This is a genomic window from Nonomuraea sp. CA-218870, assembly GCF_050936535.1.
In the GTDB taxonomy this organism is placed as follows: domain Bacteria; phylum Actinomycetota; class Actinomycetes; order Streptosporangiales; family Streptosporangiaceae; genus Nonomuraea; species Nonomuraea corallina.
On the sequence record NZ_JBNJMN010000001.1, the window covers coordinates 4,669,884 to 4,691,678 of the forward strand.

Annotated in this window: 20 protein-coding genes; 8 read left to right on the top strand and 12 right to left on the bottom strand. The window is 72.8% G+C overall.

Annotation, left to right across the window (positions count from 1 at the left end; translation table 11 throughout):
* Window positions 1-35 precede the first annotated feature (35 nt).
* The gene (locus ACQEUU_RS22610) at window positions 36-1,382 is read right to left on the bottom strand and encodes an NAD(P)/FAD-dependent oxidoreductase (RefSeq protein ID WP_433068892.1); all 1,347 of its coding nucleotides are present in this window, start codon (window positions 1,380-1,382) and stop codon (window positions 36-38) included.
* A gap of 357 nt (window positions 1,383-1,739) precedes the next feature.
* Here ACQEUU_RS22610 and ACQEUU_RS22615 point away from each other — a divergent pair, with 357 nt between their 5' ends.
* Genes ACQEUU_RS22615 through ACQEUU_RS22630 form a run of 4 tightly spaced genes read left to right on the top strand, consistent with a single transcriptional unit; the run spans window position 1,740 to window position 5,632 of the window.
* Window positions 1,740-2,729, top strand: coding sequence for a ketoacyl-ACP synthase III family protein (locus ACQEUU_RS22615; protein WP_433068894.1), 990 nt, complete (start codon window positions 1,740-1,742; stop codon window positions 2,727-2,729).
* A gap of 15 nt (window positions 2,730-2,744) precedes the next feature.
* On the top strand, window positions 2,745-3,866 hold the full coding sequence (locus ACQEUU_RS22620; RefSeq protein ID WP_433068897.1) for an acyl-CoA dehydrogenase family protein: 1,122 nt from the start codon (window positions 2,745-2,747) through the stop codon (window positions 3,864-3,866).
* Window positions 3,863-5,326, top strand: a complete 1,464-nt coding sequence (locus ACQEUU_RS22625) for an amino acid adenylation domain-containing protein (RefSeq protein WP_433068900.1) — start codon at window positions 3,863-3,865, stop codon at window positions 5,324-5,326. Before ACQEUU_RS22620 ends, ACQEUU_RS22625 begins: the two co-directional genes overlap by 4 nt.
* 21 nt (window positions 5,327-5,347) lie before the next feature.
* Complete coding sequence (locus ACQEUU_RS22630) at window positions 5,348-5,632, top strand: acyl carrier protein (RefSeq protein WP_433068903.1); 285 nt, start codon at window positions 5,348-5,350, stop codon at window positions 5,630-5,632.
* A gap of 61 nt (window positions 5,633-5,693) precedes the next feature.
* On the opposite strand, the gene ACQEUU_RS22635 is transcribed toward ACQEUU_RS22630, so the two are convergent.
* The 5 genes from ACQEUU_RS22635 to ACQEUU_RS22655 form a co-directional block, all read right to left on the bottom strand.
* Window positions 5,694-7,190: an aromatic amino acid lyase gene (locus ACQEUU_RS22635; protein ID WP_433068906.1), complete on the bottom strand. Its 1,497-nt coding sequence runs from the start codon at window positions 7,188-7,190 to the stop codon at window positions 5,694-5,696.
* 4 nt (window positions 7,191-7,194) lie between these two features.
* The gene (locus ACQEUU_RS22640) at window positions 7,195-8,235 is read right to left on the bottom strand and encodes a hypothetical protein (protein WP_433068909.1); all 1,041 of its coding nucleotides are present in this window, start codon (window positions 8,233-8,235) and stop codon (window positions 7,195-7,197) included.
* A 231-nt stretch (window positions 8,236-8,466) separates the two neighbouring features.
* Window positions 8,467-9,351 carry a sugar nucleotidyltransferase gene (locus ACQEUU_RS22645; RefSeq protein WP_433068912.1) on the bottom strand — a complete coding sequence of 295 codons (885 nt, stop codon included), beginning with the start codon at window positions 9,349-9,351 and terminating at the stop codon, window positions 8,467-8,469.
* Between the two features lie 25 nt (window positions 9,352-9,376).
* The gene (locus ACQEUU_RS22650; protein WP_433068914.1) at window positions 9,377-10,363 is read right to left on the bottom strand and encodes an aldo/keto reductase; all 987 of its coding nucleotides are present in this window, start codon (window positions 10,361-10,363) and stop codon (window positions 9,377-9,379) included.
* A gap of 8 nt (window positions 10,364-10,371) precedes the next feature.
* The gene (locus tag ACQEUU_RS22655; RefSeq protein ID WP_433068917.1) at window positions 10,372-11,433 is read right to left on the bottom strand and encodes a Gfo/Idh/MocA family protein; all 1,062 of its coding nucleotides are present in this window, start codon (window positions 11,431-11,433) and stop codon (window positions 10,372-10,374) included.
* Between the two features lie 185 nt (window positions 11,434-11,618).
* On the opposite strand from ACQEUU_RS22655, the gene ACQEUU_RS22660 reads away from it, so the two are divergent.
* Window positions 11,619-12,869 (top strand): nucleotide disphospho-sugar-binding domain-containing protein, encoded by a 1,251-nt coding sequence (locus ACQEUU_RS22660; protein WP_433068920.1) that lies wholly within the window; start codon window positions 11,619-11,621, stop codon window positions 12,867-12,869.
* Between the two features lie 101 nt (window positions 12,870-12,970).
* Here ACQEUU_RS22660 and rfbH read toward each other — a convergent pair whose 3' ends face one another.
* The 5 genes from rfbH to ACQEUU_RS22685 all read right to left on the bottom strand — a co-directional run bounded on the left by rfbH (window position 12,971) and on the right by ACQEUU_RS22685 (window position 17,810).
* Complete coding sequence (gene rfbH / locus ACQEUU_RS22665) at window positions 12,971-14,365, bottom strand: lipopolysaccharide biosynthesis protein RfbH (protein WP_433068922.1); 1,395 nt, start codon at window positions 14,363-14,365, stop codon at window positions 12,971-12,973.
* 41 nt (window positions 14,366-14,406) lie between these two features.
* Window positions 14,407-15,642 carry an activator-dependent family glycosyltransferase gene (locus ACQEUU_RS22670; RefSeq protein ID WP_433068925.1) on the bottom strand — a complete coding sequence of 412 codons (1,236 nt, stop codon included), beginning with the start codon at window positions 15,640-15,642 and terminating at the stop codon, window positions 14,407-14,409.
* Between the two features lie 114 nt (window positions 15,643-15,756).
* Window positions 15,757-16,461: an SDR family oxidoreductase gene (locus ACQEUU_RS22675; RefSeq protein ID WP_433068927.1), complete on the bottom strand. Its 705-nt coding sequence runs from the start codon at window positions 16,459-16,461 to the stop codon at window positions 15,757-15,759.
* Window positions 16,462-16,627: 166 nt separating this feature from the next.
* On the bottom strand, window positions 16,628-17,245 hold the full coding sequence (locus ACQEUU_RS22680; RefSeq protein ID WP_433068930.1) for an ATP-dependent Clp protease proteolytic subunit: 618 nt from the start codon (window positions 17,243-17,245) through the stop codon (window positions 16,628-16,630).
* A gap of 1 nt (window position 17,246) precedes the next feature.
* Window positions 17,247-17,810, bottom strand: a complete 564-nt coding sequence (locus tag ACQEUU_RS22685; protein WP_433068933.1) for a ClpP family protease — start codon at window positions 17,808-17,810, stop codon at window positions 17,247-17,249.
* A gap of 145 nt (window positions 17,811-17,955) precedes the next feature.
* Between ACQEUU_RS22685 and ACQEUU_RS22690 the strand changes: the two genes are divergently transcribed.
* Together ACQEUU_RS22690 and ACQEUU_RS22695 are read left to right on the top strand one after the other, a co-directional pair.
* Window positions 17,956-19,272: a sensor histidine kinase gene (locus ACQEUU_RS22690; RefSeq protein WP_433068936.1), complete on the top strand. Its 1,317-nt coding sequence runs from the start codon at window positions 17,956-17,958 to the stop codon at window positions 19,270-19,272.
* Window positions 19,269-19,907 carry a response regulator transcription factor gene (locus tag ACQEUU_RS22695; protein WP_433068938.1) on the top strand — a complete coding sequence of 213 codons (639 nt, stop codon included), beginning with the start codon at window positions 19,269-19,271 and terminating at the stop codon, window positions 19,905-19,907. The genes ACQEUU_RS22690 and ACQEUU_RS22695 overlap by 4 nt, the downstream gene beginning before the upstream one ends.
* 54 nt (window positions 19,908-19,961) lie before the next feature.
* Here ACQEUU_RS22695 and ACQEUU_RS22700 read toward each other — a convergent pair whose 3' ends face one another.
* The gene (locus ACQEUU_RS22700) at window positions 19,962-20,738 is read right to left on the bottom strand and encodes a hypothetical protein (protein WP_270159185.1); all 777 of its coding nucleotides are present in this window, start codon (window positions 20,736-20,738) and stop codon (window positions 19,962-19,964) included.
* Window positions 20,739-20,793: 55 nt separating this feature from the next.
* Between ACQEUU_RS22700 and ACQEUU_RS22705 the strand changes: the two genes are divergently transcribed.
* On the top strand, window positions 20,794-21,795 hold the full coding sequence (locus ACQEUU_RS22705; protein WP_433068941.1) for an AAA family ATPase: 1,002 nt from the start codon (window positions 20,794-20,796) through the stop codon (window positions 21,793-21,795).

A 21,795-nucleotide genomic window follows, 5' to 3' on the forward strand; every position in this document is an offset into this window, starting at 1 on the left:
TTCTACACAAGCAGGAGAAACCTGGGCACAACGGGTCAGAACTGCGGCATGGCGGTGGGGGCGCGCAGGGAGCCGAGGAAGGGGTGCCAGACGTGCGAGGGGTCGTTCTCGACCGACTTGAGTACCTCGCGCATCAGGGTCAGCGCCCTGGGCTCCTCGCCGTCGTAGACGTCGCCCTGCAGCATCCTGAGCACGTCGATGCGGTAGCGGGGGTCCTTGACGAACGCGGTGAAGAGCACGTTCAGGCGGTAGAAGATCGTGATGAACTCGTACCAGTAGCTCACCGCCCGGCGCAGCTTCGCCTCGTACGCGGCGAACCGCTCCTTGCCGTAGCCCTCGCCGGCCCGGTGCGCGGCGATGATGTCCTTGCAGGCCAGGCGCGCGCTGTTGAGCGCGACGCTCACGCCGCTGGAGAAGATCGGGTCGACGAACCTCGCGGCGTCGCCGATGAGGACGAACCGGTCACCGCAGATCTGCTCCATGGCGTAGCTGTAGTCGCCCTCGGTCTTGAACGGCCGCACCCGCCGCGCGCCCTTCAGCACCTCCAGCAACTCCGGCCGGCTCTCGGCCATGTGCCAGAAGAACTCCTCGCTGCTGCCGCCGAACTCCCGGATCCGCCGCTTCTGGGTGACCACGCCGACGCTGGTGACGGTCTCGGTGATGGGGATCTGCCAGATCCACGAGTCCCGCACCGGGAGCCAGTGGACGAAGATGTAGTCGGCCTCCTCCGGCTGGGTGGCGAGCTTCTCGCGGTCCAGGCCCTCGACCCAGGTGTGCACCGCGTACTGGTCGAACACCGGATCGCTGACCTTCAGCTTGCGCTGGCGGCCGATGAGGGTGCCGCGGCCGGAGGCGTCGACCACCATGCCGGCGGTGAAGCCGACCTCCTTGCCGCCCATCCGGCAGGTGAGCGTGACCTGCTCGGGGTCGTCGAGGTCCACCTTGAGCACGCGCACGCCCGAGAAGACGTGAGCGCCCTTCGCCTCGGCGTTCTTCAGCAGGATCAGGTCGAACTTGCCCCGGTCGACGTGGAAGGTGTAGTCGCGGTCGACGCCGGGCTGGTCCCGCTCCACGAACTGGACCTCGGCGGTGAGCCGGTGGCTGATGCCGGCGAACCCGTTGCTCGGGACGCGCAGGTCGTAGGCGGCCGTCCAGGCGGCCCCGTACTTCTTGGGGAAGCCCGCGGCGTCGACCTCCTCCATGGCCCCGGTCTCCAGCAGCACGGGCGTGGTGGCCGGCACGAAGGACTCGCCCACGTGCGGCCGCGGGAAGATCTCGCTTTCGAAAAGCGCCACGTCAAGGCCCGCCATCGCGAGGTAGGCGGCGGCCGTGGAGCCGGCGGGCCCGCCTCCGATCACGGCCACATCGAAATCTGACTGCACGCGCCCGTCCTCCATTGTGAATCAAAGCGCACCGGCAATTCTCTGCTCAACAGGGGAAATCCAAGGTCCGGTCGTTGTCAAACCGCATTGTTCGATTCGCGGACGCGGGAAGACGCCGGGATGTCTCGCTGGCGAGACACTCACTCTCCCCGCTCACTCGCCTGAACAGGGCGGATGCCCCGACAATAGCGAGGTGAAGGCGATCCGCTAATGCCGGGGATTCCTTGTCAGGACGGCCGGGGCCGCCCTATGCTCCTGGCTCAGCACGATATTCGGCTACCACAACCGTCGCCCGCGAATGGAGAGGGCATTGCCGTGCCTGGCCAGAGTCTATTTATAAGCGGCATCGGCGTTTTCGTGCCGGAAATCGAAACGGTGGAGTCCGCCGTCGAGCGCGGGCTGTGCACGGCGGAGGAGGCGCGGGCGCACGGCATGACGGGCGCGGCGGTGGCCGGCGAGGTGTCCGCCCCCGACATGGCCCTGGCCGCCGCCAAGGACGCGCTGCGCGGCCACGATCCCGGCGACATCGGGCTCCTGCTCTACACCGACGTCTGGCACCAGGGCCCGGACGGCTGGTACCCGCAGTACTACCTGCAGCACTACCTGCTCGGCGGCCGGGCGCTCGCGCTGGAGGTGCGGCAGGGCTGCAACGGCGTCTTCTACGCGATGGAGCTCGCGGCCGGCTACCTGCGGGGCTTCCCCGACCGCGGGGACGCGATGCTGGTGGCCGCCGACAACTTCGGCACGCCGCTCGTCGACCGGTGGCGCTCGGCCCCCTTCGTGTTCGGCGACGCCGCCGCCGCGCTGGTGCTCAGCACGCGCGCCGGGTTCGCGCAGGTCCTCGCGATGGGCACGGTGAGCGTCCCGGAGCTGGAGCAGGAGCACCGCGCGGGCGAGCCGCTCTACCCGCCCGGCCCGACGACGGGCGCCTTCCTCGACTTCAAGGCGCGCGAGCGCCGGTTCAACGAGCAGGCCGCGAACGAGAGCGCGCTGCGGCAGAGCTGGCTCACCGCCCACATGCACATGCTCAAGCTGGTGAACCGGCTGATGTCCGAGGCGGGTATCCGGTACGGCGACATCACCCGGGCCGTGTTCACCAACCTGGCGCCGGAGTCGATCGAGCGCCGCTGGATGGACGTGCTCCGGCTGCCCATGGAGAAGTCCACGTGGGACTACGGCAGGACGATCGGCCACACGGGCGCCGGCGACCCGGTGCTGTCGCTGCACCACCTGCTGTCCACCGGCGTGCTGAAGCCCGGTGACCACGTGGTGATGGGCAGCGTCGGCTCCGGCGGCTCGATCTCCTGCGCGGTCGTGAAGATCCTGTCCGTGCCGCAGCCCGGCTGACCGGAGGCGTTCGGGATGGACTTCGACTTCGACGCGGCCCAGCGGCGCCGCCACGACGACGTGCTGGCCTCCGCCCCGCGATGGGAGGGAGCCCGGCCCGGAGGGCGGGAGGCGTGGCGGCTGCCCGCCGAGCTCGGCCTCACCGGGCTGTGCCTGCCCCGCGAGTACGGCGGCGGCGCACTGGGCGCCCTCGACACGGCCCACTGCCTGGAGGCGTTCGGGCGGGCCTGCCCCGACACCGGGCTCGCCTTCGGGGTGGCCGCCCACCTGCTCGCCTGCGGGGTGCCGATCCGCGACTTCGCCGGCGGCGAGGTGCGCGCCTCGCTGCTGACCGGGATGGCGCAGGGCCGGCTGATCGCGGGCAACGCCATGACCGAGGAGGGGGCCGGCTCGGACATCGCCGCCATCGCCGCCCGGGCCACCCGCGACGGCGACGCCTACGTGCTGGAGGGCCGCAAGTCGTTCGTGAGCAACGGGCCGATCGCGGACGTGTTCGTCACCTACGCCGTCACCGACCCTCGGGCGGGCTTCCTCGGGCTCTCGGCGTTCGCGGTGCCGCGCGGGCTGCCCGGTGTCCGGGTCGGCGAGCCGTACGAGAAGCTGGGACTGGACGGGTGCCAGGCGAGCTGGGTCGAGTTCGACGGCTGCCGGGTCCCGGCGGACCACCGGCTGGGCGGTGAGGGCCAGGGCGGGCTGGTGTTCCAGCGCTCGATGGCGTGGGAACGGGGCTGCCTCTTCGGCGTCTACCTGGGGCTGATGGAGCGCCAGCTGCGGGAGGCCGGCAGGCGCGCGGCCGGACGGCGCCAGTTCGGGCGGAGACTGGCGGACTTCCAGGCCGTCTCCCACCGCCTGGCCGTCATGCGCCAGCGCCTGGAGTCCGCCCGGCTGCTGCTGTACCGCGCGTGCTGGCTGATCGACCGGGGGCGGGCGGAGAGCACGGCGGCGGTGGCCCTGTCGAAGGTGGCCGTGTCCGAGGCGGTCGTGGCCAACAGCCTGGACGCCGTCCACCTGTCCGGCGCGGCGGGCTACCTCTCCGGCGAGGCCGAGCGGCACCTGAGGGACGCCGTCCCCAGCACGATCTTCTCCGGTACGACGGAGATCCAGCGGGAGATCATCGCGAGAGAGGCCGGGCTATGAGCTTGCACCGACTGGTCATGGACTCGGCCGCGCGCCACCCCGGCCGTCCGGCGGTGGACGGGCCGCTGGGCGCGCTGTCGTACGCCGAGCTGGACAGGCGGGCCGCCGCGCTGGCCCGTACGCTGGCCGGGCGCGGCGTCGGACCGGGAGACCGGGTGCTCATCTGGGCGCCGAAGTCGCCCCGCGCGGTCGTGGCCATGCAGGCCGTGCTCCGGCTCGGCGCCGTCTACGTGCCCGCGGACGACCGGACGCCGCTGCCGCGCATCCTGAAGATCGTGCACGACTGCTCGGCGCGGGCCGCCTGCGCCGAGGGGCCGCTGCTCGCCTCGCTGCGCGGGGAGCTGGGCCAGACGGTCGCCTGCCTGGACCTGGAGGCCCCGTACGACACCGTCGAAGGGCCGGGCCCCGACCATCCGTCGGCGCCGGACGACTGCGCGTACATCCTCTACACCTCCGGCTCCACGGGGGCGCCGAAGGGCGTGACCATCAGCCACCGCAACGCGCGCGCGTTCGTGGACTGGGCGGTGCGCGAGCTGGGGGCGGGCCCGGAGGACCGGTTCGCCAACCACGCCCCCTTCACCTTCGACCTGTCGGTGCTCGACCTGTACGCGGCGTTCGCGACCGGCGCCGCGGTGACCCTGATCCCGCAGGAGCTGAGCTACGCGCCCCGCCAGCTGGTGGAGTTCCTGCGTCGCGAGCGGGTGAGCGTCTGGTACTCGGTGCCGTCGGCGCTCATCCACATGATGCGCGACGGCGGGCTGCTGGACGGGCCGCCGCCGCCCGCGCTGCGCGCGATCCTGTTCGCCGGGGAGCCGTTCCCCATCGCCCGGCTGCGCGAGCTGGCCGGCTGGACCACGGCGCGGCTGCTCAACCTGTACGGTCCGACCGAGACGAACGTGTGCGCCTTCCACGAGGTGACGCCGGACGATCTCGCCCGCGACCGGCCCCCGCCCATCGGCCGGGCCTGCTGCGGCGACAAGGCGTGGGCCGAACGCGCCGACGGCTCGGTCGCCGGTCCGGGCGAGGAGGGGGAACTGCTCGTGGACGGGCCCACCGTCATGCTCGGCTACTGGCGCAAGGAGCGGCACACCGGGGCCTACCGCACCGGGGACTTCGTCCGGGTCCTGCCGGACGGCTCCTTCGACTACATGGGCCGGCGCGACTTCCGGGTCAAGGTGCGGGGCCACCGGATCGAGCTGGGCGAGGTCGAGGCGGTCCTCGGCACGCACCCGGCGGTGGCGCAGGCGGCCGTGGCCGTCCTCGGCGACGGCATGGAGGCCCGGCTGGCGGCCTTCGTCACCGTGACGGGCGGCGGCGCCGGTCCGCTGGCGCTCAAGCGTCACGTCGCCGCGCGGCTGCCCACGTACATGATCCCCGACGAGATCTTCTTCGTCGACACGCTGCCCCAGTCCCGTAACGGCAAGGTCGACAGGTTCGCCCTGCTCGACCTCGCCAGGTGAGCCCAGCCGAGGAGAGAACACGTGACCGCTCCACTGACCGAGACCGACGTCACCGAGCGACTGCTGGCGTTCCTGAAGGAGAGGTTCCTGTCCGGGGACCCCCAGGGAGAGCTGCGGCCGGACACCCCGCTGCTGGAGTGGGGCATCCTCACATCGCTCAACACGGCGATCCTGCTCAACCACATCACCATGGAGTTCGGCGCGCACGTGCCGTTCGAGCGCGTCGACGCCACCGCCTTCAAGGACGTGGCGAGCATCGCGGCGATGCTCTGCGCGGCGCAGGAGGACCTGTCCGCGCGACCGTGACCCACCGCCGACACGGGGGCCGGGCGGGAGACCGCCCGGCCCTTCGCCGCGCCGGTACGGTTCAGTCCAGCGACTCGGCGTGGGACAGGAGCAGGTCGCGGGCGGCCCGCACCTCGCCGGCCAGCGGGCGGTCCCGGTCCAGCGGGGGCGAGACCGCGGCCAGCTCCCCCCACAGCCCGGTCAGGTCCGCCGGGCGGTCGGTCAGGTGGGCGTACTGGGTGAGCCCGACCGCCAGCGACCCGGCGACCAGCCAGGCCAGCTCGGCCGCCTCCGCCACCGCGTTCGCGCCGTTGAGCGCCATGGGCACGTGGTCCTGGTTGCCGCCGTTCGTCGGCAGGGCGGTCAGCGAGGCCGGATAGACGAGCTGCCGGATGCGCGAGACGAACGAGGTGGCGCTCAGCTGCACGCCGGCCAGCCCGCTGCCGGCGCCCGGCCGCGGCGTCAGCATGGGCGGCAGGCCGCCGTTGCCCGCCGGGTCGCAGAGCAGCGCGAGCTGCCGGTCGGCCAGGTAGGCCACCTGCTGCAGGCACAGGCCGAGCTGGTCGGAGCTGAGTCCCACGGGCATCGCGTGGAAGTTGCCGCCGTGCAGCACCTCGCCCTCGTAGCAGATGGGGTTGTCGGTGCAGCCCGTGGCCTCCCGCAGCAGGATCTCCTCCAGCCCGGCGAGCTGGTCGAGCACCGCTCCCAGCACCTGGGGGACGCAGCGCAGGCTGTAGGGCTCCTGCAGGGGCCGCGACACGTCGCGGCTGAGACCTGACGGCAGGTCCTCCCTGATCCAGCGCGCGACCGTGAGCTGGCCGAGCTGACCGCGCACCCGGCCGATGCCCTCCTGGTAGGCCTCGGGATTGGCGCCGAGCAGGCCGGCCATCCGCGCGCTGAGCACGGCCTCCACCCGGACCAGCCGCCGCAGCGACACGTGGTTGGTGATGGTCATGGCCAGGCTGACGCTGGTGCCGTTGACGAACGACAGCGCCTCCCTGGCGGGCCACGACACGCTCTCGGCCCCGGCCGCGGCCAGGGCGAGCGCGGCCGGGCGCAGGGTCCACGCGCCGTCGGGCCCGGTCGTCCACGCCTCGCCGTGGCCGGTGTGCGCCAGGGCCGCGTGGGCCAGCGGCTGCAGGTCGCCGCTCGCGCTGACCGTGCCGTGCCGGGGGATGGCGGGGACGAAGCCGCCGTTCCAGATGTCGATCAGCCGGTTCAGGAACTCCGGCGAGACCGCCGAGTAGCCCTGGCGCATGCTGTTGAGGCGCAGCCAGACGACCAGCCTGCACACCTCCGGGGGCAGCGGCTCGCCCTGCGCGGTGCCCAGGTGGGCGATCAGCCCGGCGCCCTGGTCCTCGCCGTCGTCCGCGGCGGCGTAGGCGACCAGCGGCCCGAAGCCGCGGGTGACGCCGTAGACCGGCTGCTCGCCTGCCAGCGCCTTCGCCAGGATCTCCGTGCTCGCGCGCATCCGGCCGATGTCCTGCTCGGTCAGCGCCGGCAGCCGCGCCTCCCCCGTCACCCCGCGCACCAGGTCGGATAGCCGGCTTCCTGAGTGCAGGTCGGTAACGGCCGTCATCGTCTCACCTCTCGCTCGATGCCTGCTGGATCTGCCGCAGCTTGCCGGTCTCGGACCGCTCGATCCGCTCCACCACCCGTACGTCCCGGGGCCGGATGTCCAGCTCCGCCACCGCGCTCTCCAGCCCGATCCCGGCGGCGGACCGGCCGGGCCCTGGGACGAGCAGCACCTCGAAGTGCTCGCCCGTGACGCCGTCGGTGACCGGCAGGCAGGCCAGGTCGGCGCAGCGCAGGCGGGCGCGCAGCCGCTCCTCGACCTCGTCCAGGTTCACCCGGCGGCCGTTCACCTTCAGCAGCCGGTTGCGCCGGCCCCGGAACCGGAAGCGCCGCTCGTCCAGCGGCTCGATGTAGTCGTCGAGCCGCCACACCTGGGGGGCGGGCTCTCCGGGACGCGCGGCGAGGCGCCCGCTGCGCACCGCGAGCGGCACCTCGCCGTCCGCACCGCCGTCATGGGGGGCGCCGTCGTCGTGGGCGAAGGACACGTCGTCGAGCAAGGTCCACGGCGGGTTGTCCGGCGCCCAGCGCCGGGAGGCCACCCCGCCGGACTCGGTGGAGCCGAACACCTCCACCAGCGTGACCAGCTCAGGCCCGGCCTCGGCCTGGAAGCGGGCCGCGGTGGAAGGCAACGTGGCAGTGCTGTGCAGGACTGCCACCCGCTCCGCCGCGCGCACCCACGCCATGCGGCTGCGCAGCACCGGGAACACCGACGGGATGGCGACGACGCCCCACCGCCGCGCCTCCGCCGGGTCGGGCAGCCCGCCGAAGGCGCCCGGCCGGTACCAGACGGGGACGCGCATCCGGGCCGGCATGAGCACGGTGGCCAGCGCGCCGTAGACGTGCCGGGGCGGCGCGAAGGCCAGGACCGCCTCCGGCCGCTCGGCCTCCAGCAGGCCGGCGAGCAGGCCGGCCTCCGCCCACAGCTGCTCGCGGGTGCGGCGCCAGACGGCGGCGGCGCCGGTGCTGCCGGACGTGCGCAGGTCGACGGTGTCCGGAACGACCGCGCGGACCAATTCCTCGATATCCTCCGCGCAGGTGTCCCAGCGCACCGTCCACGGTTTATCCGCTATATCCGAGCCGTCGAAAGCAGCGGTCAGCGACTCCTCTGGAGTCATCTCGGTGAATGACAACGCGGACCTCCGTTTCGAAAACGGCGGAATATCATCGGGCGCCCCGAATCTAGCCCGTTCACCGGGCACCGGCAATTGCCCGCCGACGGCGGCCGTGAATGCCATTAAGCATTTTCCGTCCGGTGGTTGTCCCGCCAGCGGGACAGGCCCTCATCCGGCCCATTGGGTGGCGAACTCCAGCAGGTGGCGGCCGTACGGCGAGCTTTTCATGCGCAGGCCCGCCGCCGCGCACGTGTCGGCGTCGATGAAACCCATGCGCAGCGCTATCTCCTCCAGGCAGCCCACCCGGGTGCCGCGCTCGCCCCAGGCGCGCACCAGATGACCGGCCTCCAGGAGGGAGGCGGGCGTGCCCATGTCGTGCCAGACGCATCCCTCGCCCAGGCCCACCAACTGGACGTCGCCCCGCTCCAGGTAGAGCCGGTTCAGGTCGGTGATCTCCAGCTCGCCGCGCGCGGACGGCCGCACCCGCCTGGCCATCTCGACCACGTCGGCGTCGTAGAAGTAGACGCCGGTGACCGCGCAGGCGGACGGCGGGTCGGCGGGTTTCTCCACCAGGTCCGTGACGGCTCCGCGGGCGTCGAACGCGGCGACCGCGTACCGCCGCGGATCGCTCACCTCGCGGCCGAACAGGACCGCGCCCGCCGCGCCCGACTCCACCGTCCGGCGGGCGCCCCAGAGCAGCGCGGGCAGCTCGTCGCCGGCGAACAGGTTGTCGCCCAGGACGAGCGCCGCCGGGCTGTCGCTCAGGTACTTCTCGCCCACCAGGAACGCGTCGGCGATGCCGCGCGGCTCCTCCTGCTCGGCGTAGGACACGCTGAGCCCGAGCCGTGAGCCGTCGCCCAGCAGCTCGCAGATCAGCGGCAGGGCCGCGGGCGTCGAGATGATCAGCAGGTCGGTGATGCCGGCCTGCATGAGCACCGAGATCGGATAGTAGATCATCGGTTTGTCGTACACCGGCAGCAGCTGCTTGCACACGACGCTGGTCATGGGCGCCAGCCGCGAACCGGTGCCACCCGCGAGAACGATCCCCTTCATGGGCACACTCCACCGAGGGCCGGTGTCACCAGGCCCACGCCTCGGGTGCCGGCCCTCCGTTGCCGACCGGCGGGAACATGGCGTCCAGCTCTTTCAACAGGTCCGGGTCGAGCTCCAGCTCCAGGGCCCGCTTGGCGCCCAGGAGATGGCCGACGGTGCGCGGCCCGATCACCACGCCGCTGACGCCGGGCCGGGCGAGCACCCAGGCCAGGCCCAGCTCGGCGGGATGCAGCCCGGCCTCGTCGCAGAGCTTCTCGTAGCGCGCGATCATCTCCCGGTGCCGGTCCAGCACCACCATGGCCCGGCCGCGCCCCGACTTGACCGCGCTGCCCTCCTCCAGCTTGCGCAGCACCCCGCCGAGCAGCCCGCCGTGCAGCGGCGACCAGGCGAACACGCCGATGCCGTAGGCCACCGCGGCCGGGATCAGCTCCATCTCGACGTGCCGCGTCACCAGGTTGTACAGGCACTGCTCGGACACCAGCCCGAGCCGGTTGCGCTGCCTGGCGGACTCCTGCGCGGCCGCCAGGTGCCAGCCCGCGAAGTTGGACGAGCCCACGTACCTGATCTTGCCCTGGAACGTGAGGACCTCCATCGCCTGCCAGATCTCCTCCCACGGGGCGTTCCTGTCCACGTGGTGCATCTGCAGCACGTCGATCCAGTCCGTCCGCAGCCTGCGCAGGGAGTCCTCGCAGGAGGCGATGATGTGCCTGGCCGACAGGCCGCTGTCGTTGGGCCAGTCGCTCATGGGGTTGTAGACCTTGGTGGCGAGCACCGCCTTCTCGCGCCGCCCGCCGCCCTGGGAGAACCATTCGCCGAGGAGGTCCTCGGTCATGCCGCGGTACACCTGCCAGCCGTAGTGGTTGGCGGTGTCCAGGTAGTTGACGCCCTCGTCGAGGGCCCGGTCCAGGAGCCCGAAGGCGTCCTCTTTGGTGGTGTTCACCCCGAGGTTCAGCGTGCCGAGGCAGAGCCGGCTCACCTCCAGGGCGGTACGTCCGAGCCGTGTCCGATGCATGCTCCCCTTCACCCACCCGAATTCCGCGGATCGGCCGCCGCCAGAGGGGAGACCGTCACCCGGTGCGCCCGGCCGCTGATCGCCTCCACCAGCTCCGCCTGGCGCAGCAGGTCCCTGCTGTGCGCCTTGAAGTCCTCGTGGTCGCGCACCGCGCCGGCGAAGGCCCGGATGGCCGCCGCGAACTGGTCGCACGGCGGCACCGCGATCTCCTCGGCCCGGCCCTGGCGTTCCACGCGGATCCTCGCCGTCATGTCGCCGGGCAGGGAGAAGCCGCGCTCCACCGTCAGCCTGCCCTCGGTCCCCCACATCGCGTAGGTGGACCGGTAGGAGGACTGGAAGCTGAACGTCAGCTCCACCGACACCCCGTCGGCCGAGCAGAGCAGGGCGCTGCCGCCGAGGTCGATCTGCCGCTCCCTGTCGATCCGCAGGACGGAACCGAGCAGGTCCAGCTCGGCGTCGAGGAAGGCCTGCGCGGCGCGCAGCGGGTACGTGCCGACGTCGAGCAGCGCGCCGCCGCCCAGATCGGCCCGGTAGCGGATGTCGTCACCCCACCTGGGCGGGATGCCGAAGGCGCTGGTGAACACCAGCGGCTCGCCGACCGCCCCGCCGTCGAGCAGGGACCGCACCCGGGCGTGCAGCGGATGGTGCAGGAAGGAGAAGTTCTCCGTGAGCCAAAGGCCCCGATCGAGCGCCTGCTCCACCATCTCGCGGGTCTGTGCGAGCCGCGTGGCCAGCGGCTTCTCCACCATCACGTGCTTGCCGGCCTCCAGGGCGCGCAGCGCCCACGGGTGGTGCAGCGCCGCCGGCAACGCCACGTACACGGCGTCCACCTCCGGCATCTCCAGCAGCCCCGCGTATCCCGTGACGGGCACGCCGCCGAATTCGGCGCAGAATCGCTTCGCTTTCGCACGGTCTCGGCTCGCCACCGCGACGAGTTCCACTCCGGATAGCTGCCGCAGCGCCGGAAGAGTTCTCTTCCAGGCAATGTCAGCACACCCCAGGACGCCAAATCGCAGCGGTGGGCTTTTCGTTCGTACGTTCACTGGCTTCCTCGATGCGTGAACCGTCATCCGGGCCGAACATACAGAAATCAATATGCCGTGCGCCACTTGGCTTCAACCCCCCGGTCAGCATATTCCCGGCGCGTGTAGGGGGCGCCCGTAGGGGTTGGTGGCCCGCATTCTCCCGCTTAAGATCCCGTCGTGCTCCAACGCGGCCGCCGGGCCGTGGTCGGCCGGAAATGAGGGGAAAGAGGGTGCGCGTTCTCATCGCCTTCCAGGGCCGGAACGAAAGCTGCTACGGCATGGCCCCGCTCGGGTGGGCCCTTCGGACGGCCGGGCACGAGGTGTGGGTCGCCGGCCAGCCGGACGCGACCGACCTCGTCGCCGACACCGGTCTGACGATGGTCCCGCTCGGCAGGGACAACCTCACCCGCTACTTCAAGAAGTCGATGACCGGCCTGGCCGGCGGGGCGGACGAGTCCGAGAACGCCTCTCAGCTCCCTGAGGAACTGTCGTGGGACGACCTGCGGCAGTGGTACCGGCGGGCCGTGCCGGGCTGGTGGAAGGTCATCAACGAGCCGATGCTCGCCGACCTGACCGCCTTCTGCCAGGAGTGGCGGCCCGACCTGGTGCTGTGGGAGCAGGGCACGTACGCGGCCCCGATCGCCGCCCAGGCGTGCGGAGCGGCGCACGCCCGCGTGGTGTGGAGCGTGGACGTGTTCGCCCGCCTGCGCGACCGCTTCCTCGAACTGATGGCCGAGCGGGACGAGCCGGGACAGGAGGACCTGCTGGGCCGCTGGCTCGGGTCCCGTGCCGCCGCCCACGGCCAGGAGTTCTCCGAGGAGCTGACGCGCGGCCACTTCACCGTCGACTGCTTCCCCGCCTCGCTGGCACTCCCCCGCAGGGGCTCGCTGACCCGCGTGCCCGTCCGCTACGTGCCCTACAGCGGCCGCGCCATCCTGCCCGCGTGGCTGCGCGAGGAGCCGGAGCGTCCGCGCGTGGCGGTCTGCCTCGGCTCGGCCGAGGCGGAGGCGGCCGCGTCGCCGGCGCCGCCGCAGGCGCTGCTGGAGGCGCTCGCCGGCCTGGACGTCGAGGTGGTCGTCACGGCCGCGGACGCCGCCGAGGACGAGCTGCCCGCGCTGCCGGGCAACGTGCGGGTGACCGACAGCGTGCCCGCGCACCAGCTCGCGCCCTCCTGCGCAGCCATGGTCAACTACGGCGACCCCGGCATGGTCTGCACCGCGCTGCTGTACGGGGTGCCGCAGCTGGTCGTCCCGGTCGCCGACCCGGACTCGCCGCTGCTGGCCCGCGCGGTGACCGCCGGCGGGGCCGGCGCGGCGCTCACGGGCGCCGGACAGGTGGCCGAGCGGGTGGCGGCGCTGCTGCGCGAGCCGGCCTACCGGCTCGGCGCGGAACGGGTGAGCGCCGAGATCCGGGCCATGCCCGCGCCCAACGACGTCGTCACGGAGATCGAGGAGCTCACGGCCAAGCACCGGGCCCGATGACCGTGCCCGATGACCGTGCCCGATGACCGTGCCCGATGACCGGGCCCGATGACCGGGCCCGATGACCGGGCCCGCTGGGCGGTGGCCGCGTACGCGCCGCGTCAGGAGCCGTGCGCGGCGACGAACTCCTTGATCGAACTCACCACGTAGTCGATCATCTCCGGGGTGATGCCGGGGTACACGCCGGTCCAGAACGTCCGCTCGGTGATGATGTCGCTGTTGGTCAGCTCCCCGCTGACCCGGAACCGCTGGTCCAGGTAGGCCGGCTGGCGCTCCAGGTTGCCGCCGAACAGCAGCCGCGTGGCGATGCGGCGATCCTCCAGGAACGCGATCAGCTCGTGCCGCCCGAACGGCGCGTCCGGGTCGACGGTGAGCACGAAGCCGAACCAGCTCGGGTCGCTGCCCTCGGTGGGCACGGGCAGGATGAGGTGCGGCACCCCGTCCAGCCCGTCACGCATCCGCTGCCAGTTGCGCCGCCTGGCCTGCCCGAACTCCTCCAGCTTGGCCAGCTGCGAGCCGCCGAGCGCGGCCTGCAGATCGGTGTTCTTCAGGTTGTAGCCGATCCTGCTGAAGGTGTACTTGTGGTCGTAGCCGTGCGGGAGCCTGCCGAACTGCTGGTCGAAGCGCTTCTTGCAGGTGTTGCTCTCGCCCGGCTCGCACCAGCAGTCGCGGCCCCAGTCACGCAGCGACTCCACGATCCTGGCCAGCTTGGGGCTGTCGGTCAGCACGCAGCCGCCCTCGCCCATGGTCAGGTGGTGGGCCGGGTAGAAGCTCACCGTCGCGAGGTCGCCGAAGGTCCCGGTGAGCCGGCCGTGGTGCAGCGAGCCCACCGCGTCGCAGTTGTCCTCGACCAGCCACAGGCCGTGCTCCTTCGCCAGCGCGGCGATCTCGGCGGCGGGGAACGGGTTGCCGATGGCGTGCGCGATCATGATCGCCCGGGTGCGGGGGCCGATGGCCGCCGCCACCAGGTCGGCCGTGGTGTTGTAGGTGCCGAGCTCGACGTCAACGAAGACCGGCACCAGCCCGTTCTGCAGGATGGGACTCACCGTCGTGGGGAAGCCGGGCGCGGCGGTGATCACCTCGTCGCCGGGCCGCAGGCGCGCCTCGCCCAGCTCCCGCTGGGTGAGCGCGGTCAGGGCGAGCAGGTTGGCCGACGACCCCGAGTTCGTCACGTGCGCCTTGCGCCGCTTGAGCAGCCGCGCGAAGCGCTGCTCGAACCGCAGCGTGTACGGGCCCGCGGCGATGCGCAGGTCCAGCGCCGCCTCGATGAGCGCGACCTGGTCGTCCTCGTCCAGGACCGCCCCCGACGACAGGATGGGCGTCACCCCGGGGACGAACTCCCCGGGCGGCCGGGTCTCGCGGAAGTGCTCCCGCACCGTCTGGAGGATGCGCTCGCGCAGTTCGCCGCCGCGTTCGTTCTCTTGCCGGACGCTCTCTTGCCGGACGCTCTCTTGCCGGACGCTCTCTTGCCGGACGCTCTCTCGCCAGACGCTCACCCTCGGTGGTCCTTTCTCCCGCGGCTCCACATGCGCCGGTCCTATGCGGCGATCGCGGCCCGGGCACGCTGTTCGAGTTCCGGTACGACGCGTGCGGGCGCGGGAAGCGCGACCATCTCCTCGCGGATCCGCCGGGTCCGCCCGCCGAAGCCCGGCTCGGACAGCAGCCGCGTCAGCATGCGCCGGACGCCCTGCGGGCTGACCTGGTCCGGTGGCAGGGTCAGCCCGGCGCCCAGCTCGGTGAGCCTGCGCCCGAACAGCGGCTGGTCGAACACGTGCGGGTGCGGCACGACGAGCAGCGGCACGCCGTAGAACAGCGCCGTGCAGACGGTGCCGCCACCCCCTTGCACGATCATCGCCGCGCAGGTGGGCGCCAGCGCGTGCAGCGGCACGAACTCCACCAGCCGCACGTTGCCCGGCACCCGCCCCAGCCTCGCCTGCTCCTTGGCGGGCAGCGTGGCCACGACCTCCACGTCCAGGTCGCCGAGCGCCTCCAGCAGCTCCCCCACGGACACCGCGTAGCCGCCGAACTTCTCGTGCGCGGTGTTGCCCAGCGACACGCACACCCGCGGCCGCTCGCGCCGGGCGTGCACCCAGGCGGGCACCACGGCCCGGCCGTTGTACGGCACGTAGCGCACGGGCACGCGCTCCGCCGGGGGCCGGCCGTCCATCCGCAGCGAGGCGGGCATGTGGTCCAGCGTGAACTGCCCGTGCGTCAGCTCCTCGGAGAAGCGCAGCCCATAGGCGCCGGCGCGACGGCCCAGCCACTCCGCCAGCGGGTCGGCCACCGGCCCGCCGTCCAGGAAGCGGCCGCGCAGCCGGGCGTACACGTCCACGCTCCACAGCAGCCTGCCGTGCGCCGCGCCGCACGCCTGGGCGGCGATCGGGCCGGCGAACGTGACCGGCTCCCAGATCACCAGCTGCGGCCGCCACCACCGGCAGAAGGCCACCAGGTCGGCCACGATCGGGTCGTTGACCACCCGCCACCACCACGGCACCACCCGCTCGTTCCAGCGGGCCAGCTCCTCGCCGCTCATCTCGTCGGGGCGGGACAGGTCGAACTCGGGCGCGGAGGCGACGGCACGGCGCATGACGTGCCGCATGACGCTGCTGGACCCGACCCGGACCCCGGTCAGCCCGGCACCGGCGACGGCGTCCATCAGGTCGGCGTGGCTCGCGACGCGGACCTCGTGCCCGGCGGTGCTCAGCGCCCAGGCCAGCGGCACGAGGGAGTGGAAGTGGGAGCGCTCGGCTTGGGTGGCGATCACGACGCGCACGGCTTCCCCTTTCCGCACAGCCGTTCGGTCAGGCGCGTTCACGTACGGAACATACTCACGCCATGGTCACCGACCAACCCCTACCGCGACCGGGGTAGGGGTCACCGGCCCGCGTCAGTGGCCCATGCCGAAGCCGCCGTCGACCGGGATGACCGCCCCCGTGAGGTAGGAGGCGTCCTCGCCGGCCAGGAACCGCACCACCTTCGCCACCTCCTCGGCGGTGCCGTAGCGGCCCAGCGGCACGGCCGCGAGCGCCTCGTCCCGCTGGGCGGCGGGCATGGCGGCGGTCATGCCGGCGTCGATGAACCCGGGCGCGACGATGTTGACGGTGACGCCCAGCGGCGCCACCTCGCGGGCCAGCGAGCGGCCGAACCCGACCAGGCCCGCCTTGGTCGCGGCGTACACCGCCTGCCCCGCCATCCCCCGCCAGGCCGCCGCCGACGACATGAGCACGATCCGCCCGCGCCGCATCCGCATCATGCCGCGCACCGCGTACCGGGCGACCCGGATGACGCCGCCGAGGTTGGTGTCGGCGACGACGCCGGCGCTGTCGTCGCCGGTGAGGGCGAGCGGCCCGTGCCGGGTGACGCCGGCGTTGGCGACCAGCACCTCCACCGGGCCCTGGGTGCGCGCGACCCGCAGGAAGGCCGCCCGCACGTCGTCCTCCCGGGTCACGTCGCACGGCACCGCGGTCAGGTCGCCGGGCGGGTCCCCGCCGCGGTGGGTGACGGTGACGGCGTCTCCCGCGGCGGCCAGCTCGCGCGCCACGGCCAGCCCTATGCCGCGGGCTCCCCCGGTCACCAGAACCGACCTGCCCATCGCCCGATCATCACCCATCACACCGCAGGCGGCAAACGCTCGCGGCTCTCGCTCCGGGCTCCCGCCGCGGCGGGGAGCGGGCGCCCGGAAGCCCATCGACCGGGCGCCCGCGGCTCGTGCCGCCCGCGGGCCGGCGGGTGAATCAGGGGGTGAATCAGCGGGCGGGTCAGCGGGCGGGGACCAGGGAGCGCTTGCGGGAGGCGTAGATGTCGTCGATCAGCTGGTACGAGCGCGCCTGCTCGGCGGTGAAGATGCGGTCGCGCTCGATGTCGCGCCTGATCTCCAGCGGGGTGCGCCCGGTGTGGCGGGACAGGATCTCCTCCTGCTGGTCGCGCATCCGCAGGATCTCCCTGGCGTGGATCTCCAGGTCGCTCGACTGGCCGCGGCCGCCCTCGGTGGCCGGCTGGTGGAGCAGGACCCGGGCGTGCGGCAGCGCGGCCCGCTTGCCGGGCGTGCCCGCCGCCAGCAGCACCGCCGCCGCCGACGCGGCCTCGCCGACGCACACGGTGTGGATCTCCGGCCGGACGAACTGCATCGTGTCGTAGATGGCGGTCATCGCGGTGAACGAGCCGCCCGGCGAGTTGATGTAGAGATTGATGTCCTGGTCGGGGTCGATCGACTCGAGCGTGAGCAGCTGGGCCATCACGTCGTTGGCCGCGGTGTCGTCGATCGGGGTGCCGAGGAAGATCACCCGGTCCTCGAAGAGCTTGTTGTACGGGTTCATCTCCTTGATGCCGTACGAGGTGCGCTCGGTGAAGGACGGCAGCACGTAGCGCCCGCTCATGTCAGTTCATCCCTTCGGCGATGTGGTCGACGAACCCGTACTCCAGCGCCTCCCGCGCGGTGTACCACCGGTCGCGGTCGGAGTCGGCCTGGATGCGCTCCAGCGGCTGGCCGGTGTGGTGGGCGATGATCTCCGCCATCCGCCGCTTGGTGTAGAGCATGTTCTCGGCCTGGATCTGGATGTCGGCCGCCGAGCCGCCGATGCCGCCGAGCGGCTGGTGCATCACGACGCGGGCGTTGGGCAGGGCGTAGCGCTTGCCGGGGGCGCCGGCGCACAGCAGCACCTGTCCCATGGAGGCGGCGAACCCCATCGCGACGGTCGCCACGTCGCACGGCACGAACTGCATCATGTCGTACAACGCCAGGCCGGCCTGCACGGAACCGCCCGGCGAATTGATGTAGAGCGTGATGTCGCGTTTCGGGTCCTCGGCCGCCAGCAAAAGCAACTCACCGCACAGCCGGTTGCATATGTCGTCGTCGACTTCCTGGCCGAGAACGAGGATGCGTTCTTTCAGGAGGCGCTGACTGAGCTGGTCAGGCCAGTGCGTGCGCGCGTTCTCCGTCATGGACGTCGCCTTTCTGACTCGTACCCGTTGCACCGACGACGTTAGACGTCGACTGGCCCCGGAATGGATTCTTTTCGCTGGCGGCGCATTTCTCTGAAAGCGCATTCCTCCGAGAGCGAATAAAGCTCGACATACAATCGCCGATGTGCGATGGAACCGGCTCCTGGCGCGGCGGTGGACGTGCCTGATCCTCGGCGGGGCGCTGCTGATGCCGTACATGATGGCCGGGGTGCTGGTCGTCGGCTGGGTGCGGCGGGAGGCGGCGACGCCGCTGCTGCTGCTGCCGGTGGAGCTCGGCGTGTTCGCCGCGGTGCTGCCTATCGTGGCGCTCACCGGCCTGTTCCTGCCGGTGCGCGCGCTGGAGGTGAACGCGGCGCAGAGCCTGCTCGGCGCCGCCGTCACCGCCGTCCCGCACGAGGGCCGGCGCTCCTGGCAGGAACGCCGGCGCACCTCGGCCTGGTACACCCTGCACCTGGCGGTCGGGGGCGTCGTCAGCGGCTGCACGCTCGCGATCGTGCCGTTCACGGCGGTGACGGCGGCGCTGCCGTTCACCGGCGCGAGCGACCTGTTCGGCGGGCGCGTCGAACCGGGCTGGAGCGCGATCGGCTGGCCCGCGGCGGGGCTGGCCATGCTCGTGGTGCTCGTGGCGCTGGCGGCCGGGTCCGGCGCGCTGCTGGCCCGGCTCGCCCCGGTCCTGCTCGGCCCCACCCCGGCCGAGCGGCTGGCCGCGGCCGAGGCGCGCGCCCGTGACCTGGCGCGGCGCAACCGGCTGGCCCGTGAGCTGCACGACTCGGTGGGTCACGCGCTCAGCGTGGTCACGATCCAGGCCGCCGCCGCGGGCCGGGTCCTCGACCGCGACCCCGGCACGGCCAGGACGGCGCTGGAGGCGATCGAACGGTCGGCCCGCGCCGCCCTGGAGGACCTGGACCACGCACTCGGAGTCCTGCGCGCGGACGGCGGTGAGCGTGCGGGCGGGGCCACCCTGGCCGAGCTCGACACGCTGGCGCGCTCCACCGGGGCCGAGGTACGGCGCGACGTGGGCGACCTGTCGGCCGTGCCCGCCCCGGTCTCCCGGGAGGCCTACCGGATCGTCCAGGAGGCGCTGACCAACGCCGTCAAGCACGGCCGCGGCCCGATCCATCTGTCGGCCCACGTCCGCGACGGCGCCCTCGACCTCCTGATCACCAACCGGACCGGCGCCGGGGACGACCGTGGCGACGGACCGGACGAGAGCACGGACCGGGCGGGCCGGGCGGGCCGGGACGGGCGGCGGGGCCCGGCGGGCGAGGCGCGGGCCGGCGGAGGGGCGGGCCCGGGCGGGACGCGGGAGCGGGAAGGCGGGGGCAGGGGCCTGGGCGGGATGCGGGAGCGGGCCGGGCTGCTCGGCGGCGAGGTCGTCGCGGGGCCGGGCGCGGGCGGCTGGCGGGTGGCGGCCCGGCTGCCGCTACGGTCGGAGCCATGACGATCAGGGTCGTGCTGGCCGACGACGAGGACCTCGTCAGGACCGGGCTGCGGATCATCATCGACTCCGAGCCCGGCCTGGCCGTGGTCGGCGAGGCCGCCGACGGGGCCGCGGTGCTGCCGGTGGTGCGCCGCGAGCGGCCCGACGTGGTGCTCATGGACGTGCGCATGCCCGCCCTGGACGGCATCGAGGCCACCCGCCGCCTGGTCGCCCTGGAGGATCCGCCCAAGGTCCTGGTGGTGACCACGTTCGAGAACGACGACCACGTCTACGACGCCCTGCGCGCCGGCGCCGACGGTTTCCTGCTGAAGCGGGCCAGGCCGGAGGAGCTGGTCCGCGCGGTGAAGCTGGTGGCGTCCGGCGAGTCGCTGCTGTTCCCGGCGGCCATCCGCGCGCTCGCCGCGCGCCGGCCGGCGGCCCGGGTGGCGGGCGTCGACCGGCTGACCGGGCGCGAGGGCGACGTGCTGCGGCTCATGGCCAGGGGCCTGTCCAACGGCGAGATCGCCGCCGAGCTGGTGGTCAGCACCGAGACGGTCAAGACCCACGTGGGCAACGTGCTCACCAAGCTCGGCGCCCGCGACCGCACGCAGGCGGTCATCGCCGCCTACGAGTCCGGCTTCGTCGCGCCCGGCTGACCGGCCGCGCGCGATCCGCCCGCTCATAGGGCCGGAAGGTGAACCCGGGGAGGGTCAGAGCTGCGGGTCGCCGGAGGAGTCGCCGCCGGGCGAGCGGCCGGGCGTCTCCTCGCCGCTCCGCGACGGCGAGGGCGAGGGCGACGGGGTCGGCTCCTGCGGCTCGGGCGAGGCCGGAGTCGGCGGCGGGGTCGGCAGGAACTGCGTCGGCGGCAGCGGCTGCGGCAGCGGGCCGCTGCCGGAGCGGCCCAGCAGCATCAGCAGCAGGAACGCCGTGATCAGCATCAGCAGCAACAGCAGCGCCAGCGCCGCCATCAGCACCCGCTTGCGCGTCTCGGTCAGCGGCCGCGGCCTGACCGGCGGCGCCAGCGCCGGAGCGCGGTCGGTCAGCCAGTACGGGACGAAGTCCGGGCCGTGCGCCTGACCGATGAGGGTCCCGCCCACCATCACCGGGTCGAGGAACCGCTCGGCCCCCGGCCGGCCCGCCGCGTACGGGACCGCCACCCACGGCGCCCGGCCGGTGTTGATCGCCAGCACCGGCGGCAGGTCGTCCAGCACCGCCGCGCGGGGCCTGCCGCCGCGCGTGAACCAGCCGAGCACGCCCGCCCGCTCCTGGTCCGGGGCCGCTTCCTTGATCGCGGTGACGAACCGGTCGCGCGCCGCGGGGTCGAACGCCGCGCCTCTGGTCAGCAGGGCCAGCGACACGGCGCGGCCGTCGGGCCCCTGTCCCAGGTACACGAAACCGGCCGGAGCGGTGTGCAGGCGCGCCTGCACCACGTACGGCCCGAGCCGCGGTGGGTCTCCGTACTGAAGCGGACTGGCCACATCTGCCATGAAAGCACAGACGTGGCGTCGTGCAGGTTTGCGGCACCTTTGGTGGAATAGCGTCATGAGCGTCGCCGAAGAGCTGCCGGACGGAACGGACGCGGAGGTGCTGCGTCAGGCCCTCGACGAGGTCCGGCGTGTCATCGTCGGGCAGGAACACATGGTCGAGAGGCTGGTCGTTGCGCTGCTGGCGCGCGGCCACTGCCTGCTGGAAGGCGTCCCCGGCGTCGCCAAGACCCTCGCCGCGTCCACCCTGGCCACCGTGGTGGGCGGCACGTTCGCCCGCATCCAGTTCACGCCCGACCTGGTGCCGAGCGACATCGTCGGCACCCGCGTCTATCACCCGTCCACCGAGAAGTTCGACGTCGAGCTCGGGCCGGTGTTCGTCAACTTCCTGCTCGCCGACGAGATCAACCGCGCTCCCGCGAAGGTCCAGTCGGCGCTGCTGGAGGTCATGGCCGAACGTCAGGTCACGCTGGCCGGCGTCACCCACCCGCTGCCCCGGCCGTTCGTCGTCCTGGCCACCCAGAACCCGATCGAGTCCGAGGGCGTCTATCCGCTGCCCGAGGTGCAGCGCGACCGCTTCCTGTTCCGGGTACGTGTGACGCACCCGAGCGCGCACGAGGAGCTGCAGATCCTCCAGCGCATGAGCGTCACCCCGCCCTCGGCCTCGCGGGTGCTGGACCCCGAGCGGCTGATCGCCCTGCAGCAGACCGCCGAGAACGTCTCGGTCCACCAGCTCGTCGCCGACTACGTCGTACGGCTCGTCATGGCCACCCGCGCCCCCGCCGACTACGGCCTGCCCGACCTGGTCGACACCATCGAGATCGGCGTCAGCCCGCGCGCCACGCTCGGCCTGGTGTCCGCCGGGCGCGCGCTGGCCGTGCTGCGCGGCCGCGACTACCTGCTGCCCGACGACGTGCGCGACGTGGCCGTGGACGTCATGTCGCACCGGCTCATGCTCACCTTCGACGCCCTCGCCGACGGCGTCGACCCGGAGGAGGTCATCCGCCAGATCCTGCACGCCGTGCCGCCGCCTCTGGTCGTCTGGAACCAGAACCGTTGA